The 15026-nt window shown below is 60.0% G+C and carries 13 protein-coding genes and 1 tRNA gene; 7 read left to right on the top strand and 7 right to left on the bottom strand.

Going from position 1 to position 15026, the window contains the following annotated elements; genetic code table 11:
- Positions 1 to 3 precede the first annotated feature (3 nt).
- A tRNA-His gene (locus WA928_RS01740) sits at positions 4 to 79 on the bottom strand.
- Positions 80 to 234: 155 nt separating this feature from the next.
- On the opposite strand from WA928_RS01740, the gene WA928_RS01735 reads away from it, so the two are divergent.
- The 4 genes from WA928_RS01735 to bamC all read left to right on the top strand — a co-directional run bounded on the left by WA928_RS01735 (position 235) and on the right by bamC (position 3706).
- The gene (locus tag WA928_RS01735; protein ID WP_424298755.1) at positions 235 to 867 is read left to right on the top strand and encodes an L-threonylcarbamoyladenylate synthase; all 633 of its coding nucleotides are present in this window, start codon (positions 235 to 237) and stop codon (positions 865 to 867) included.
- Positions 868 to 941: 74 nt separating this feature from the next.
- Positions 942 to 1595, top strand: coding sequence for a site-2 protease family protein (locus WA928_RS01730; protein WP_424298752.1), 654 nt, complete (start codon positions 942 to 944; stop codon positions 1593 to 1595).
- A gap of 82 nt (positions 1596 to 1677) precedes the next feature.
- Positions 1678 to 2580, top strand: a complete 903-nt coding sequence (dapA, locus tag WA928_RS01725; protein WP_424298749.1) for a 4-hydroxy-tetrahydrodipicolinate synthase — start codon at positions 1678 to 1680, stop codon at positions 2578 to 2580.
- Between the two features lies 1 nt (position 2581).
- The gene (bamC, locus tag WA928_RS01720; protein ID WP_424298746.1) at positions 2582 to 3706 is read left to right on the top strand and encodes an outer membrane protein assembly factor BamC; all 1125 of its coding nucleotides are present in this window, start codon (positions 2582 to 2584) and stop codon (positions 3704 to 3706) included.
- Positions 3707 to 3734: 28 nt separating this feature from the next.
- Here the strand turns inward: bamC and WA928_RS01715 are convergent, their stop codons facing one another.
- From WA928_RS01715 to WA928_RS01700, 4 genes are all read right to left on the bottom strand, one after another.
- On the bottom strand, positions 3735 to 4937 hold the full coding sequence (locus tag WA928_RS01715) for a JmjC domain-containing protein (protein WP_424298743.1): 1203 nt from the start codon (positions 4935 to 4937) through the stop codon (positions 3735 to 3737).
- A gap of 48 nt (positions 4938 to 4985) precedes the next feature.
- Complete coding sequence (gene mutS / locus WA928_RS01710; protein ID WP_424298740.1) at positions 4986 to 7577, bottom strand: DNA mismatch repair protein MutS; 2592 nt, start codon at positions 7575 to 7577, stop codon at positions 4986 to 4988.
- 103 nt (positions 7578 to 7680) lie between these two features.
- On the bottom strand, positions 7681 to 8724 hold the full coding sequence (locus WA928_RS01705; protein ID WP_424298737.1) for a CobW family GTP-binding protein: 1044 nt from the start codon (positions 8722 to 8724) through the stop codon (positions 7681 to 7683).
- Between the two features lie 131 nt (positions 8725 to 8855).
- Positions 8856 to 9872, bottom strand: coding sequence for a metal ABC transporter substrate-binding protein (locus WA928_RS01700; RefSeq protein ID WP_424298734.1), 1017 nt, complete (start codon positions 9870 to 9872; stop codon positions 8856 to 8858).
- 242 nt (positions 9873 to 10114) lie between these two features.
- Here WA928_RS01700 and WA928_RS01695 point away from each other — a divergent pair, with 242 nt between their 5' ends.
- Together WA928_RS01695 and WA928_RS01690 are read left to right on the top strand one after the other, a co-directional pair.
- Positions 10115 to 11275, top strand: a complete 1161-nt coding sequence (locus WA928_RS01695) for an alpha-hydroxy acid oxidase (RefSeq protein WP_424298731.1) — start codon at positions 10115 to 10117, stop codon at positions 11273 to 11275.
- 300 nt (positions 11276 to 11575) lie between these two features.
- Positions 11576 to 12397 carry a mechanosensitive ion channel family protein gene (locus WA928_RS01690; protein ID WP_424298728.1) on the top strand — a complete coding sequence of 274 codons (822 nt, stop codon included), beginning with the start codon at positions 11576 to 11578 and terminating at the stop codon, positions 12395 to 12397.
- A 59-nt stretch (positions 12398 to 12456) separates the two neighbouring features.
- Here WA928_RS01690 and cysE read toward each other — a convergent pair whose 3' ends face one another.
- On the bottom strand, positions 12457 to 13365 hold the full coding sequence (gene cysE / locus WA928_RS01685) for a serine O-acetyltransferase (RefSeq protein ID WP_424298725.1): 909 nt from the start codon (positions 13363 to 13365) through the stop codon (positions 12457 to 12459).
- A 6-nt stretch (positions 13366 to 13371) separates the two neighbouring features.
- Positions 13372 to 14196, bottom strand: a complete 825-nt coding sequence (locus tag WA928_RS01680; protein ID WP_424298722.1) for an RNA methyltransferase — start codon at positions 14194 to 14196, stop codon at positions 13372 to 13374.
- A gap of 40 nt (positions 14197 to 14236) precedes the next feature.
- Here WA928_RS01680 and WA928_RS01675 point away from each other — a divergent pair, with 40 nt between their 5' ends.
- The gene (locus WA928_RS01675) at positions 14237 to 15019 is read left to right on the top strand and encodes an inositol monophosphatase family protein (RefSeq protein ID WP_424298719.1); all 783 of its coding nucleotides are present in this window, start codon (positions 14237 to 14239) and stop codon (positions 15017 to 15019) included.
- The last annotated feature ends 7 nt before the right edge of the window (positions 15020 to 15026 follow it).

The raw sequence follows: 15026 nt of genomic DNA, 5'->3' as shown, positions 1-15026 counted from the left end.
TTATGGGGTGACCGATGGGGCTCGAACCCACGACAACCGGAATCACAATCCGGGACTCTACCAACTGAGCTACGGTCACCGCCGAGAGAACGAAGATTCTAGCATGCTTGAAAAGCTTTTGCAGCGCCAAGCAGGCCTCTTGATCCGCACAGGATTTTGGGTCATGTTATGGGCTGTGGACCTGGTGGTTCAAATGTGTACCCGCCGGGACTCTTCCCTTAAAAGGAAACGCTTATGGCTATCGCCCAGATTTTTGTGGTTCACCCAGACAATCCTCAGTCCAGATTGCTGCAGCAGGCAGCCGATCTTCTCTCTCAGGGCGGGCTGGTGGCAGTGCCGACGGATTCCAGCTATGCGGTGGTGGCGCGCCTGGATGACAAGGCCGCCGCCGAAAGCCTGCGCCGCCTGCGTGGCCTGGATGATCGACATCACCTTACTGTTTTATGCCGCGATCTCGCCGAGATCAGCCACTTCGCAAAAATCGAAAACTTCCACTATCGTCTTCTCAAAATGGCCACTCCGGGCCCCTGGACATTTATCCTCGAGGCCACCAAAGAGGTCCCCCGCCGCGTGTCGCATCCCTCGCGCAAAACCATTGGCATTCGCGTGCCTGATCATCGTGTGGCGCGTGCGCTTATCGATGCAGTGGGTTCGCCCTTGCTGTCCACCACCCTGATCCCCCAGGGCGAAGCCTTGCCGCTGAACGACGCCCAGGATATTTTGGCGCGCTACCAGCACGATCTCGCGGCAGTCGTCGATGGTGGCGCGTGCCCTTTCGACCCCACCACCGTGATTGACCTTACCCAGGAGGTGCCGCAAGTGGTACGGGTAGGGCGCGGAGACCCCGCCACCCTGGGGCTGCTATAAGACTGCGTTATCTGCATTAGCGGTTATGCTTGCAAAGATTGCTGGCGTGGGCCGGCTTCTTTGCATGCTACTTGATGGAAAATCTGATCCAGACCATTGCTGTGTACGCGCTGCCAGTGTTGTTTGCCATTACGCTGCACGAGGCAGCTCATGGCTACGTGGCGCGCCACTTTGGTGACCCCACCGCTTACCAGGCAGGTCGCATTACCCTCAATCCCCTGAAACACATCGATCTTATCGGCACCATTGTGGTGCCATTGGTATTGCTGTTTGTGTCTCGCCTGATGGGGGGTGGCCTCTTGTTTGGCTGGGCCAAGCCGGTGCCGGTCAACTGGAGTCGCCTGCGCAGGCCCAAGCGAGACATGCTCTGGGTGGCGCTGGCTGGCCCGGCATCCAATCTTTTTCAGGCCATCTTTTGGGTATTGTTCTGGCAGTTCATGTTGTGGGCCGGGTTTACCCAGGGGCAGGGCGATTTCTGGACATTGATGGCGCATGCCGGTGTGCAGATCAACCTGGTACTGATGGCGCTTAATCTTTTGCCGCTCCCCCCGCTGGATGGCGGGCGCATCGTCTTTAGCCTGCTGCCTGCCCGGTTGGCCTGGCAGTATGGCCGGATCGAGCCCTATGGCCTGATCATCCTGATCGTGCTGATGATGCTGGGCTGGCTTTGGCCGCTGATGATGCCTTTGCTGCGGTTTGGTGAGTGGGTTGTAAACGGATTTTTATAATTCCCTGACCTGAATCCGGTAAACTTGTTTTTTTGTATCGCCCAGGGCTTTTCCCGGGCGTCTTTCGGAGGCTTTCTTCATCATGGCCGGTACGGATTCATCCTTTCCAGTCTTGCGGGGCAGCATGGTTGCCCTGGTCACGCCCATGCACCCAGATGGGCAACTCGACCTGGAAGCTTTTCGAAAACTGATCGATTGGCATGTGGCGCAGGGCACCGACGCCCTGTGCGTTGTGGGTACGTCGGGCGAATCCCCCACAGTCACGGTGCAAGAGCAAGCCGAGCTCATCGAGCTTGCCGTGCGCCACGCAGATGGCCGAATCCCCGTGATTGCCGGCACCGGGGGCAACTCCACCTCCGAGGCCATCGAACTTCAGCGCCATGCCTATGCCGCGGGGGCCACTGCCGGCCTTACTGTGGTGCCTTATTACAACAAGCCCACCCAAGAGGGCCTGTACCAGCATTTTCGCGCCATCGCCGAGTCCGTCGAGCTCCCCAGCATTTTGTATAACGTGCCGGGCCGCACGGTGGCTGATTTGTCCAACGAAACCATCCTGCGTCTGGCTCAGGTGCCTGGCATCATTGGTGTCAAGGATGCCACCGGCAATATTGCCCGGGGTGCACAGCTTATCGCGCAAGCCCCCGAAGGCTTTCACGTCATCAGTGGCGACGACCCCACAGCTGCCGCACTGATGCTTTTGGGCGGCCACGGTAATATCTCTGTAACGGCCAACGTGGCGCCGGCCCTGATGCACCAAATGTGCGCAGCTGCCTTGCGCGGTGATGTCCCTGAAACCCGCCGGCTTAACAATGCGCTGGCTGCGTTGGGGCGTGTGCTGTTTCTCGAAGCCAACCCGATTCCCGTCAAGTGGGCGGTGGCCGAGATGGGTCTTATCCAGCTGGGGTATCGCTTGCCGCTTACGCCTTTGTCTGATTCATTCCGCACCGTGGTGCGCCAAGCCTTGATTGATGCAGGTTGCCTCTGACATGATGACTCCCCGTACCTCGTTTTCCCTGGCCAGCATGGTGCTGGTCAGTCTGTTGGCTGGCTGCTCCACCATGGGCCAGCTTACCGGGCAAACCGAATCTGTCGAATACAAAAGCACGGTAACCGGCGATCCCTTGTCCATCCCGCCCGATCTCACTCAGGCAGCCGACAACACGCATTACCGCGCCCCCGAGGGCGTGGCCAGCCTTAGCGCGTATTCGGCCAGCCAGCGTACTCAAAGTGCCAATCCGGCCGATCGCGTCCTGCCTCAGACGCCGGGTATTCAGGTGATGCGTGACGGCACCCTGCGCTGGTTGCAGGTCGACGAGCCCGCCGAAACGCTTTACCCGAAACTTATCGAGTTCTGGGGTCAGCAAGGCTTCACCATCAACAACCAAAACCCCAAGGCTGGCCTGATCGAAACCGATTGGGCAGAAAACCGCGCCAAGATCCCCGAGGGCTGGCTGCGCAGTGCATTGGGTAGTGTCCTCGACCAAGTCTTTGATAGTGGCGAGCGCGATCGCTTCTCCACGCGTATCGAGCGTCTCAATGGCAAAACCGAGGTCTACATCAGCCATCAGCACATGGAAGAAACGCCCACCGGTGACGGTACGGCCTTCAAGTGGGTGTTTGGCAAAGAAGATCCAGGTCTCAATGCCGCGATGCTGGCACGCTTGATGGTCTATCTGGGCGCCGATCAAAAGCAGGCGGCGCAAGAGATTCAAAATGCATCCAAGGACACCGGCCCGGCAACCACCGCACAGCTTGACGAAGGGCAGGCTTCCTTAACCGTCAACGAGTCCTTCGACCGCGCCTGGCGACGGGTTGGGGTGGCCATCGACTCCGCCCGCTTCACTGTCGAAGATCGCAACCGCGACCAAGGTGACTACTACATCCGCTATCTCGACACCGACACCGGCGAGAAAATCGAGCAGCAAACCGTGTTTGGCCGGCTGTTTGGCACCCGTAATTCAGCCGAGCCCCTTAAGTTGCGTGTGCACCTGGCAGGCCAGGGCAGCGCCACGCAAGTAACTGTGCTGGATGAGCAAGGTCAGCTGCTGACAGACGCCACTGCGCGCCGTATCTTGTCGGTGCTGGATAAAAACCTGAAAGACGCGCAGTAAATGATGGATACCTGCCCTTAGGGGCAGGTTATCGCTCCCAGTGGGCCCAGCCTTCCTGTAGCCATTCGTCCAGGGCACTCAGGTTATCGGCTGGCAACAGCGCAATGTCCTGCGCCAGCAGGCTGCGCTTGTCGGCCAGCGCATGCAGGGCCGCAGATGGCGTCACATCAGCCACTTCGCCATTGATAAACACTTGTTGCCCGCTGTACATCAGCCGGGTACAGCGATCTAGCACCAGCTGCCCGGTGGCGGGAATCGCCTCGGCGAGTAGCGGTACATCGTCAGCCGGATCGAACAAAGCGTTTTCGGGCAGTGACGTCAGCCACTGGCCCAGAAACCTGACTGCAACCGCCTGATCCAGGCGGATCTTTTGCAGGGTTGCCAATGCGGAGTCGATCAGGTGTTCGGGCAGTGCCGCCGGGTGCTGGGTGGGGGCCTGGTCTGCATCCGTGTACAGGGCCGATAGATCCGGGCCGGGCAGATACGGTTGCCCGTATAGGCCTGCGGCGCCCAGGTGTTGGGCACAGATTTGATCAGCGGCGGATTCCAGCAGACCGCGCGCCAAAGTGGCCTGGCTGGGTACCCGAAACCCTATGGACAGGGTCATGCAGTCGGCACCAACCGCAATGCCATCGTGGCACACATGCGGGGGCAAATACAGCATGTCGCCGGGTTCAAGGATGTCGTCTGCATCGGGCTGAAAATCCGCCAAAATTTTTAGGGGCAGGCCAGGCACCAGAGAGAGGTCTGTCTGGCTGCTGGTGCGCCAGCGGCGTTGGCCGTGGCCCTGCAGCAAAAAAACATCATAGCTGTCGTAGTGTGGGCCCACACCACCACCATCGCTGGCGATACTGATCATCAGATCGTCCAGACGCGCATCCGGAATAAAGCGAAACAGGCGCATCAGCGCTGCCGTATCGTCATCGTGGAGATCGGCACTTTGCACGAGGAGTGTCCAGTGCGCCTGGGTCATCGGGGGCAGGCGCCGAAAGGGCCCCTGTTTCAGCGACCAGCCTTTGGTGCCGTGCGACACCAGGCGTGACTCGACTTCTTCTCGACGGGCAAGGGTCTGAACGTCTCTGATCGTGACGGGGGGCTGAAAGCCCGGCAGCGCCTGACGGATCAGAAGGGGCTTTTTTTGCCAGTAATCGCGCATGAACTCACGCGGGCTGAGCCCTCCTAATAGCTGGGTGGGCAGATCGATATCAAGGGGCGGGTAAAGGCTGGTCATGGTGGTGTTCCGAGGCAGTAGCTGCCAGCGTGCCGGCAGCGCCGCCGGTTACAGGAAATCCCGGCGCAATTGATAAACGAGTTCGAGCGCCTCGCGTGGGCTGAGTGTATCCGGGTCGAGGGCCTTCAGGGCTGTTTTCAGCGGAGAGTCCGCGTCATTGTCTTCTTCTTCCACCTGCTGGATGAACAGGGAAAGCTGTGAATCGGGGCGGCTTCTGGCCTCGAGTTCGGCCAGCTCTTTGCGGGCATGCCGGATCACCACCGGAGGAATGCCAGCGCGCTGGGCAACGTGCAGCCCGTAACTTTGGCTGGCCGGCCCGGGGCGCACCTCGTGCAGGAAGACGATGCCGTCAGGTGCATCGGCGGCAGCCAGGTGAATGTTGTTTACACCATGTGCTTTTTCTGGGAGGCGGGTGATTTCGAAGTAATGCGTGGCAAAAAGCGTAAGGGCCCGATTGTGGGTGAGCAGGCGGTGGGCGATGGCCCATGCCAGAGCCAGGCCGTCGTAAGTAGACGTGCCGCGGCCGATTTCGTCCATCAGCACCAGGCTGTGAGGAGTGGCGGCAGACAAAATCACGGCCGCTTCCATCATTTCCATCATGAAGGTCGAGCGGCCTCCGGCAAGGTCGTCAGCGGCGCCGATGCGGGTGAAGATGCGATCGAGCGGGCCAATGCGGGCCTGGCGGGCCGGCACATAACTGCCAATGCGTGCCAGTAGCGCAATCAGGGCGACTTGGCGCATATAGGTGGATTTGCCCCCCATGTTGGGGCCGGTGATCAGCAGCATGCGCCGCTCTTCGTGCATCGTGCAGTCGTTGGGGGTAAAGACTTCGAGGCTGTGCTCGACCACAGGATGGCGTCCGGCCTGGATCTCGAGACAGCTGTCTGCGCAGAGCTCGGGCGCGATCCATTGGTGGGCCTGCGCATGGTAGGCCAGTGCCGCCAGCGCATCGATGCGTGCCAGGGCGGCGGCGCAACGGGCCAGTGCGGGTGCGTGTGCGGCGCATTGCACCAGCACTTGTTCAAACAGTATTTTTTCGCGGGCCAGGCCGCGCTCACGTGCCGACAGCACTTTATCTTCCCAGGATTTGAGCTCTGGAGTGATGTAGCGCTCGACATTTTTGAGTGTCTGGCGACGGCGGTAGTCGGCAGGCACTTTATCGGCTTGCCCCCGGCTGACTTCAATAAAAAAGCCGTGTACCCGGTTGTATTCGACCTTGAGGTTGCTGATGCCGGTGCGCTCGCGTTCGCGCGTTTCGATCTCCAGTAAAAAGGCACCGTTGTCGCCCGCCAGTTGCCGCAGGGTATCCAGCTCTGTGTCGTAGGATGGGGCAATCACGCCGCCATCGCGCACCATCAAGGCGGGTTCTGGGGCAATCGCCGCCTGCAGGATCTCGGCCAGTGTCGGGTCGACAGGTATATCTGACAGATCATCTGCCAGCAGGCCGTGTGCCTGGAAGGCGCCGTGTGTCTGTTGGGCCAGCGGCGGCAGAAGAACCAGTGCATCGCGCAGGCTGGCAAGTTCGCGCGGGCGGATGGTGCCCATTGCCAGGCGCGTGGCCATGCGCTCGAGGTCAGGCAAGGTGCGTAGTTGGCCGCGCAGGGTGTCCAGTGCCAGGCTGTCTTGCGGTGACAGCAGCAGGGTGATCGCGTCCTGGCGGGCCTGCACCCGGGTGTTGTCACGCAAGGGAGATTGCAGCCAGCGCCGCAGTTGCCGGCTGCCCATGGGTGTGCAGGCATGATCAATGGTGCTGAATACCGTCGGGCCGTCTGATTGGTTCAGGGTCTCGGTAATCTCGAGATTGCGCCGTGTGGCCGGGTCAAGAATCACGTAGTCGCTGTGGCTGTCAGCGGCCAGGCCTTGCAGGTGCTTAAGGGACTGGGCTTGCGTGGCGCTGACATAGCGCAGCAGTGCGCCGGCGGCGCACAAGGCGGCAGGCTGATCGTCCAGGCCAAACGCACCGGTGTCGCTCAGGCCAAAGTGCTGCAGCAGTGTGTCGCGTGCGCCATCAGCCTGGAAATGCCAATCGGGGACCCGGCTGATGGCTGCATCCAGATGGCTGCCTTCCAGCAATTGGGTGTCTTCTGTATCGGCGCACACAATCTCTGCCGGGGCAATGCGGGCTAGTTCAGTGTCCAGCAGCGCGGGCGTGCTTTGACAGGCCTTGAATTCGCCGTTGGCCAGGTTCATCCAGGCCAGGCCAATTTGGGTGTGGCCACGGCTTTGTATGGACACCCAGGCCGCGATGATGCGGTCTTCTCGTGCGGGCAACAGCGCATCGTCGGTCAGCGTGCCTGGTGTCACCACGCGGACGATCTTGCGTTCGACCGGCCCTTTGCTGGCGGCAGGGTCGCCCACTTGTTCGCAGATGGCGATGGATTCTCCCAGTGCCACCAGCCGGGCCAGATAGCTTTCCATGGCGTGGTGCGGTACCCCGGCCATAGGAATAGGTGCGCCATTGGACGTGCCTCGCTTGGTCAGCGTCAGATTCAGCAGGCGCGCGCCGCGCTCGGCATCCTCGTAGAACATCTCGTAGAAGTCACCCATGCGGTAGAACAGCAGGTGTGAGCCCGCCTGCGCCTTGAGTTCGAGGTATTGGCGCATCATGGGGGTGTGGTTGGAGAGATCAGGGGTGGTCATGCGCGAGGGATACTGTGGCGGTTGGGGGTTGAAACCGTATTATCGTTGATGATGTGGGTGGGTGATGTAAGCGAGGCTGTCGGATGCCTCAGTCCCCCAGGTTTTAAGACAAAGAACCACGCAAAACGTGCAAAATCTTCTCAATCTCGTGCCTGCTGACGTCGCGGGTGATAAAAACCAGGCGCGAGCGCCGATCCGTATCGGGCCAGGCAGGGAGCATGGTGGGCGGATAAAGGATGTGCTGCACACCGTGGATGACCACAGGTTGGTCTTTCCCCTGGATATTCAGGATGCCTTTGATGCGCAGAATATTGGTGCCAACAAGATTCAGCAATAATTCAAGCCAGGCATCGAGTGAGCCCTCGGAAACCGGCTCGTCCACGGTAAAACAAAAAGCCTGGATATGATCATCATGGTGGGTAGTTCCGTGGTGGTGGGCAGCGGCATCTTGTTGGGCATCCTCCCGGTACGCTGCTTCGTGCAGCCACTGCTTCACATCAGGTGTCTTCCCGTCAGTTGAAAACAAACCGAGATCCAGCACTTTGCTTGCCGTAATCTCGCCACGCTTAATGATATGGCGCGGTGCCGCCGGGTTGATGGCATCCAGCCGCTGCAGCAGGGTTTGGCGTTGGTCGTTGTCCACCATATCCGCTTTGGTCAGCAATAGGCAATCTGCGATGGCGGCCTGACGCACGGCCTCCGGATGACGATCCAGCGTGGCGTTGCCGGTAGCCAGATCCACCGTGGCCACGATGCCGTCCAGGCGATAGTGCTTGGCTACCTGAGGGTGCGTCATCAGCGTGTGGATGATGGGGGCGGGGTCGGCCAGGCCCGTGGTTTCGATCAGAACACGGCGAAACTGCCGCCGGCCGTTGCGCGAGAAGCGCCATGTAATGTCGCGCAGGGTCTGGGCCAGATCGCTGCGGATGGTGCAGCATAGGCAACCGCTGCTCATCTCCATGACGGGATTCTCGGTGCTATGGGCCACCAGCATGTGGTCCAGCGGCATCTCGCCAAACTCGTTGATGATCACCAAGGCGTCTGCCAGTTCGGGCTGGCGCACCAGGTGGTTCAGCACCGTAGTCTTGCCGCTGCCCAAAAAGCCGGTCAGCAGCGTGACGGGTATCAGGCTGGAGGGCGTGTTCATCGTTTTTTTTAATGTGGGATGCGTCCAGGCGCCCAGCGGGCCTGGGGCCTGAGGGTGTACCTGTCGCATCAGGTGGGGTCAGCTTATCTGCATCGCAGGCGCGGTGGTGTGGATTATCGCGTGCCGGATAGTTACCGCTTCAGCACAGCATCCCGGATGCTGTTGACATTATGCCGCATCATATCGATGTAGGTTGAGGCGGGGCCGTCTGCTGCTGAAAGCGCATCGGAATACAGCTTGCCGCCAATATTTACGCCAGTTTCACTGGCAATTTGCTGGATTAGCCGAGGATTACTGACGTTTTCAACAAAGATGGCCGACGCCTTGCGCGCCTTGATCTGCTGAATCAACGAGGCCACGCCAGCTGCGGAGGCCTCGGATCCAGTGTTGATGCCCTGTGGTGCCAGGAACTGCAGGCCGTACTCGTGAGCCAGATAGCCAAAGGCGTCGTGAGAGGTGATGATTGTGCGCTGATCGGCGGGGATCTGCGCCACTGCGGCCTTGAGTTCAGTGTCCAGCGCCTGCAGTTTCTGGTCATATGCTTTGGCGTTGGCCTGGTACGTTGGGCAGCCGGAAGCATCGGCGGCGCAAAAAGCCGTGGCAATGTTGCTCACGTATATCTGCGCATTACGCACGGACTGCCAGGCGTGGGGGTCGTACGTACCGTGGTGATGATCGGCATGTTCTTCGGCATGGTCGTGTTCATGCGAGTCGACCTGCTGTCTGGCTTGGTTGTGGTGGTCGTCGTGGTCATCGTGCGCATCCTCTGGATGGTTGTCGTGTTCATCCTCGGTATTGCGCAGCAACTCGACACCTTGGGTCAGTACGATCACTGGTGCCTTGGCACTTGTTGCCTGGATCAGCCGATCCAGAAAGCCTTCGAAGTGCAGGCCATTGGCCAGTACCAGATCGGCTTTTCCCACGGCAATCGCATCGGTTGGTTTGGGCTCGTACGAGTGCGCGTCGCCGTTGGCAGGCACCAGCGTGGTCAGCATGATCCGGTTGCCACCCACGTGGCTCGCAAAATCGCTGATGATGGAAAATGTGGAGACGACCTGTAACCCCTGGGCATTGGCCGGTGCCCATGCCAGTAATGCCAGCGTGGCTGCGCCGGTCATGGAGATTGATTTGGCGAATTCGAACATCATGTGCCTTCCGATTATCAAAAGTAAAAACTAGATTTGGAATGTTATAACATATCATTTATGACGGGATGGAACCGTCCTTCCATCCCGTCAGGGTGCAGCAGAACAGACAAATCAGATGAGGTGATGCGCGAAAACAGCCTGCAAGGCAAGGGGACGGCACGGTATCATCGTCCAGATCTTTTATGTCCCGGGGTGTCGGTGGATCATCTGATCCCTCCGGGCGCGTCGCCAAGGAGACCGTTTTGCCATCCCTGCAACAGATCACCTGTGTTGATGATTTCCAGCGTCTGGCGCGCCGCCGGGTGCCGCGCATGTTTTACGACTATGTGGATTCGGGCTCCTGGACAGAAAGCACCTATCGTGCCAACCACGCCGATCTTCAGGCGCTTAAATTTCGCCAGCGGGTGGCCCGCAATATCGAGCACCGCCATTTGCGCAGCACATTGCTGGGCGAGGATTGCGCCATGCCGCTTGCGCTGGCGCCCACAGGGCTGACCGGCATGCAGTGCGCAGATGGCGAGATCCTGGCAGCGCGGGCAGCCGAGCGCTTTGGGGTGCCCTTTACTTTATCCACCATGAGTATCTGCTCGATCGAGGAGGTGGCCGCGCACACCAGCCGGCCGTTCTGGTTTCAGCTGTACGTGATGCGGGATCGTGAGTTCATCGGTCGCCTGATCGACCGCGCCCGCAAGGCGGGGTGCTCGGCCCTGATGGTGACCATGGATCTGCAGGTGCTGGGCCAGCGCCACAAAGACATCAAGAACGGGCTGTCTACGCCGCCCAGGCCCACCATCGCCAATCTGCTCAATCTGGCGACCAAGCCAGCTTGGTGCTGGCAGATGTTGCATACCCGGCGTCGGGTGATGGGCAATATCGTGGGGCATGCCAAAGGGGTCAGTGATATGCGCTCTCTGGCGGTCTGGACAGCCGAGCAATTTGATCCGGCGCTTGGCTGGGCTGATCTGGCCTGGATCAAAGAGCGCTGGGGCGGCAAGATCATCGTCAAGGGTGTCATGGATGCCGAAGATGCGCGCCTGGCTGTACAGGCGGGTGCCGATGCCATCGTGGTGTCCAACCATGGCGGACGTCAGCTGGATGGTGCGCCATCCACGATTTCGGCACTGTCACCTATTGTGCGTGCGGTGGGTAGCCAGGCCGAAGTCTGGATGGATGGCGGGATCCGCAGCGGCCAGGATGTGCTGCGCGCGCTGGCGATGGGCGCGCGCGGGGTGCTGGTGGGCCGCGCATTTCTGTATGCCCTGGGTGCCCTCGGAGAGGCCGGTGTCATCCGTTGCCTCGAGCTCATCGCCAATGAGCTCAGCGTCTCGATGGCGTTTTGCGGGCGCACGGAGGTTGGGCAAATCGATGCAGATGTCTTGTTGAATGCTGCGTTGTATTCCTGATTCCCTCATTGGCGCTGTGGTTGGTGCTTTTTTGTCCGCGCAATGCAAGTGCTTGATCAATAAGAGAAACTCGGGTTAACCCTTGGCTTGTCCAGCGCTTTATCCACAGGAGGCGTGGATAAAGTGGCATAGGCGGTGCCGGGCATCCACTGGTCAATTTATGATCTGGGTTTTCAAGCCCCTGATGTTGCAGGGTAATTTAGGGTGATCCCGTACTTGTCCAAGACCTTGTCCACATCCTGCGTGGACAATTCGGGCACAGTAGAATCGCTGTGTGCCCATATGCCTGGAGTCGAATTTATGGAACAACTTCAATCTTTTTGGGCCTCGATGCCCGACATGCACGAGGCCGTCGTACATCTTGTGGTGACGCTGTTGATTCTGGTAGTTGGCTGGATGATATCCAACCTGCTGGGACGCTGGATGAAGCATGTGGCAGATCGCTCCAGCCGGATCGATCCCACCATCGTCCCCATGGTGCGCACGGTGACTGTGTGGGCGGTACGCATTGTTGTGCTGCTGGCGGTGCTGGCGCGGCTGGGCGTGCAAACCGCCAGTCTGGTGGCCATGCTGGGTGCTTCCGCTCTGGCTATTGGCTTGGCTTTGCAGGGCACACTGCAAAATTTTGCCGCGGGCATCATGTTGCTGATTTTGCGGCCCATACGGGCAGGTGAATACGTTTCGGTAGAAGGCAAGGGTGACGGCGTAGTGGACGAAATCGGCCTGTTTATGACACGCCTGGTATGCATCGACGGGCTGCACCTGCTCTTGCCCAACTCGCTGGTGTGGGGCAATCCTATCGTCAATTACAGTCGCAATAAAACGCGCCGTATGGATATCCTGGTCGGGGTGCGCCATGACGATGATCTGGATGCTGCCTTGGCCATCTTGCAGCAGCTGGTCGACCAACATTCCGATGTGCTGAAGGATCCCCCGCCGCAGGTGATGGTGATGGAGTATCGCGAGAGCACCATCATGATCAATCTGCGCCTATGGACGCTGTCTGATCTTTTTTGGGATGTGCGCTTTGATTTGCAACGCAAGGCGCCGCAGGTGCTGCGCGAAGCAGGCCTGCGCAGCCCCATCCCCTTGAGAGAAGTTCGCACCATAGACGCAGCCTAGGCAGTACAGGACACAGCCTTGCTGTTTGCGGTATCCGGGCGTGGCGGGACGCGCCAGGCTTACTCCACCATGCGGTTCAGGCGCTCGGCGTCCAGCGGGCGCTGGCCGTTTTCTATCCGCTGGCCAAGGTCTTCCATCGCCTGGCACAAACGGTGGATGCGCGCATCCTGTTGTGCGGTGTGGTTGATCAGCTCGTGCAGCACTTTCACCAGTGGGTCGTCATCGGATCGACCCACCCCATAGGGTGCAAACTCGTCGTTGCCGCCGGCATCACCGGAGGCGTTGTCAGCGGCCTGACCCCGCTGCAGCAAAGCCTGCAGCGGTTGGGCAGACCACTCTGTCACACAAGGGATTTCGGTGTGTTGTGCCGCTACCGTGGCGGAATCGTGGGCGTCTACCGGTGCAGCGCTGCCTGCCTGGGCTGGCTGCTGGGTTTCTTTGGCAGAGTGATCCTGGGGCAGAATGATGCGGGCAGGGTTGCCCACCGCAGTGGCCCCGGCCGGAACAGGTTTGATGACCACTGCATTGGATCCTATCCGTGCGTGGGCGCCGACAGTAAAGCCGCCAAGGATCTGGGCGCCTGCCCCCACCACCACGCCTTCTTCCAGCGTGGGGTGGCGTTTCTCGCCTTTGTAAAGACGCGTGCCGCCCAGGGTGACGCCCTGATAAATAGTGCAGTCGTCGCCGATCTCGGCGGTTTCGCCGATCACGACACCAAATCCGTGGTCGATGAATACGCGCCGGCCAATCTGTGCCCCTGGATGTATCTCGATGCCGGTGAGCAGGCGTCCGATGTGCGACAAAAACCGCCCGGCCCAATACCAGCCTCTGGTCCAGAGGCCATGTGCGGCGCGGTGGATCAGGATGGCGTGCAGTCCTGGGTAGCACGTGATAATCTCGATGCGGCTACGGGCGGCGGGGTCACGCTTGTGGATGCAGGCGATTTCTTCGCGGAGTTGGTCAAACATAATGGTCTAGGAATTTTCCTGGTGGGGGGCTGCCTTGGCCGTGCGGATCATGGCAGTGCACATGCCTCGCAGCATATCAACTTCGTCCACACTGATGTGGCTGCGTGTCCACAGGTGTTGCATCCGGGGCAGCAGTTTTTTTGGGTGCTTGGGATCCAGAAACCCGACCGCAACCAGGGCTTGCCCAAAGTGTTCTACCAGCGCGTGGATGCGCTCGTTGCTGGCGGGGTCTGCGCCCGGGTTGTGGCGGCCGTGCGTATCCGGCAGGCGGGCCTCGTGTGTGAGAGGAAGCAGCGCGTAGCGCATTTCCCAGGCGGCCAGCTGCAGCGCCTGAGACACATTGAGCGAGCTGTAGGCCGGGTTGGCCGGAATGTGGCACACCTGCTGGCAAAGCAGGATGTCTTCGTTGGACAGCCCCGAACGCTCGGTGCCCAGCACGATGGCGATGGTTGCGTCGGGTGTGTCCAGCGCCTGGGCCGATTGCAAGGCGGCCTCGCGAATATCGCAAGGGGGCGCCCCCAGGGCACGCGCCCGGGCCGTAAGGGCAAAGGCCAGGGTGCTGGGACCCAGCGCTGTGGACAGATCCGGGTGTATCTGCACGCGTTGGAGAACGTCTGTTGCGCCGCTGGCCAGCGCCTGGGCGTCCGGGTGCTGGCAGATATCGGGGTTGGCCGGGGCCACCAGGTGCAAGTGCTCGAATCCCATGGTTTTGATGGCGCGCGCTGCCGAACCTACGTTGCCGGGATGGCTGGGGCTGACCATGATGAAGCGCACGCGAGCGAAGGGATTAGGCCCGCTGGAGGGGAAATCGGAGGAATCTGGCAGAGTCATTTAAAATAGGAAGTTATTTACCCGTGATCTTTGGAAACTTATGCACCCGATGCTTAACACCGCCATCAAGGCGGCACGCCGCGCAGGCGCCATTATTAACCGCGCCAGCCTGGATCTCGAACGCCTGAACGTAGCGCGCAAGGGACCCAAAGACTACGTCACGGAAGTCGACCGCGCCGCTGAAGAATCCATCATCGACATTTTACGCACAGCCTACCCCGAGCACGGGTTTCTGGGTGAAGAATCCGGCGAACATGCCGCGGCAGGCACAGGTGCCGAAGCAGAGTTTCAGTGGATCATCGACCCCCTGGACGGTACCACCAACTTCATTCATGGGTTTCAGCATTACGCTGTCTCCATTGCGTTGATGCATCGTGGCCAGGCCGCGCACGTCGTTATTTACGATCCTTCCCGCAACGAGATGTTTACGGCCAGCCGCGGCAGTGGCGCCTTTCTCAACGATCGTCGGGTTCGGGTCTCGTCCTGCCTGCGATACCACGATTCCTTGCTGGCCTCGCATATCCCGCAATCCACGGCTTTGCCTGCAACGTCTCCTTATGTGTCCTTGTTGGCCGATTGCGCAGCTGCCCGGCGTACGGGCTCTACGGTGCTTGATCTGGCCTGGGTGGCATGCGGCCGTCTCGATGGTTTTTGTGGCGTTGGCCTGAAGCCTTGGGATATGGCGGCGGGCAGCCTGCTTATTCTCGAAGCCGGTGGCCTCATTGCCGATTTTGATGGCGAGCAGGCCTGGCTTCAGTCTGGCAATGTGCTGGCGGCAACGCCCAAGATATTTGCCCAGATGATTTCACACTGGCAGGCCTGATAAGGAT

It is taken from the genome of Castellaniella sp., assembly GCF_049651205.1.
GTDB lineage: Bacteria > Pseudomonadota > Gammaproteobacteria > Burkholderiales > Burkholderiaceae_B > Castellaniella.
The sequence above is the reverse complement of the archived record's forward strand: the minus strand, read 5'-3'. Positions and strand labels throughout refer to the sequence as shown.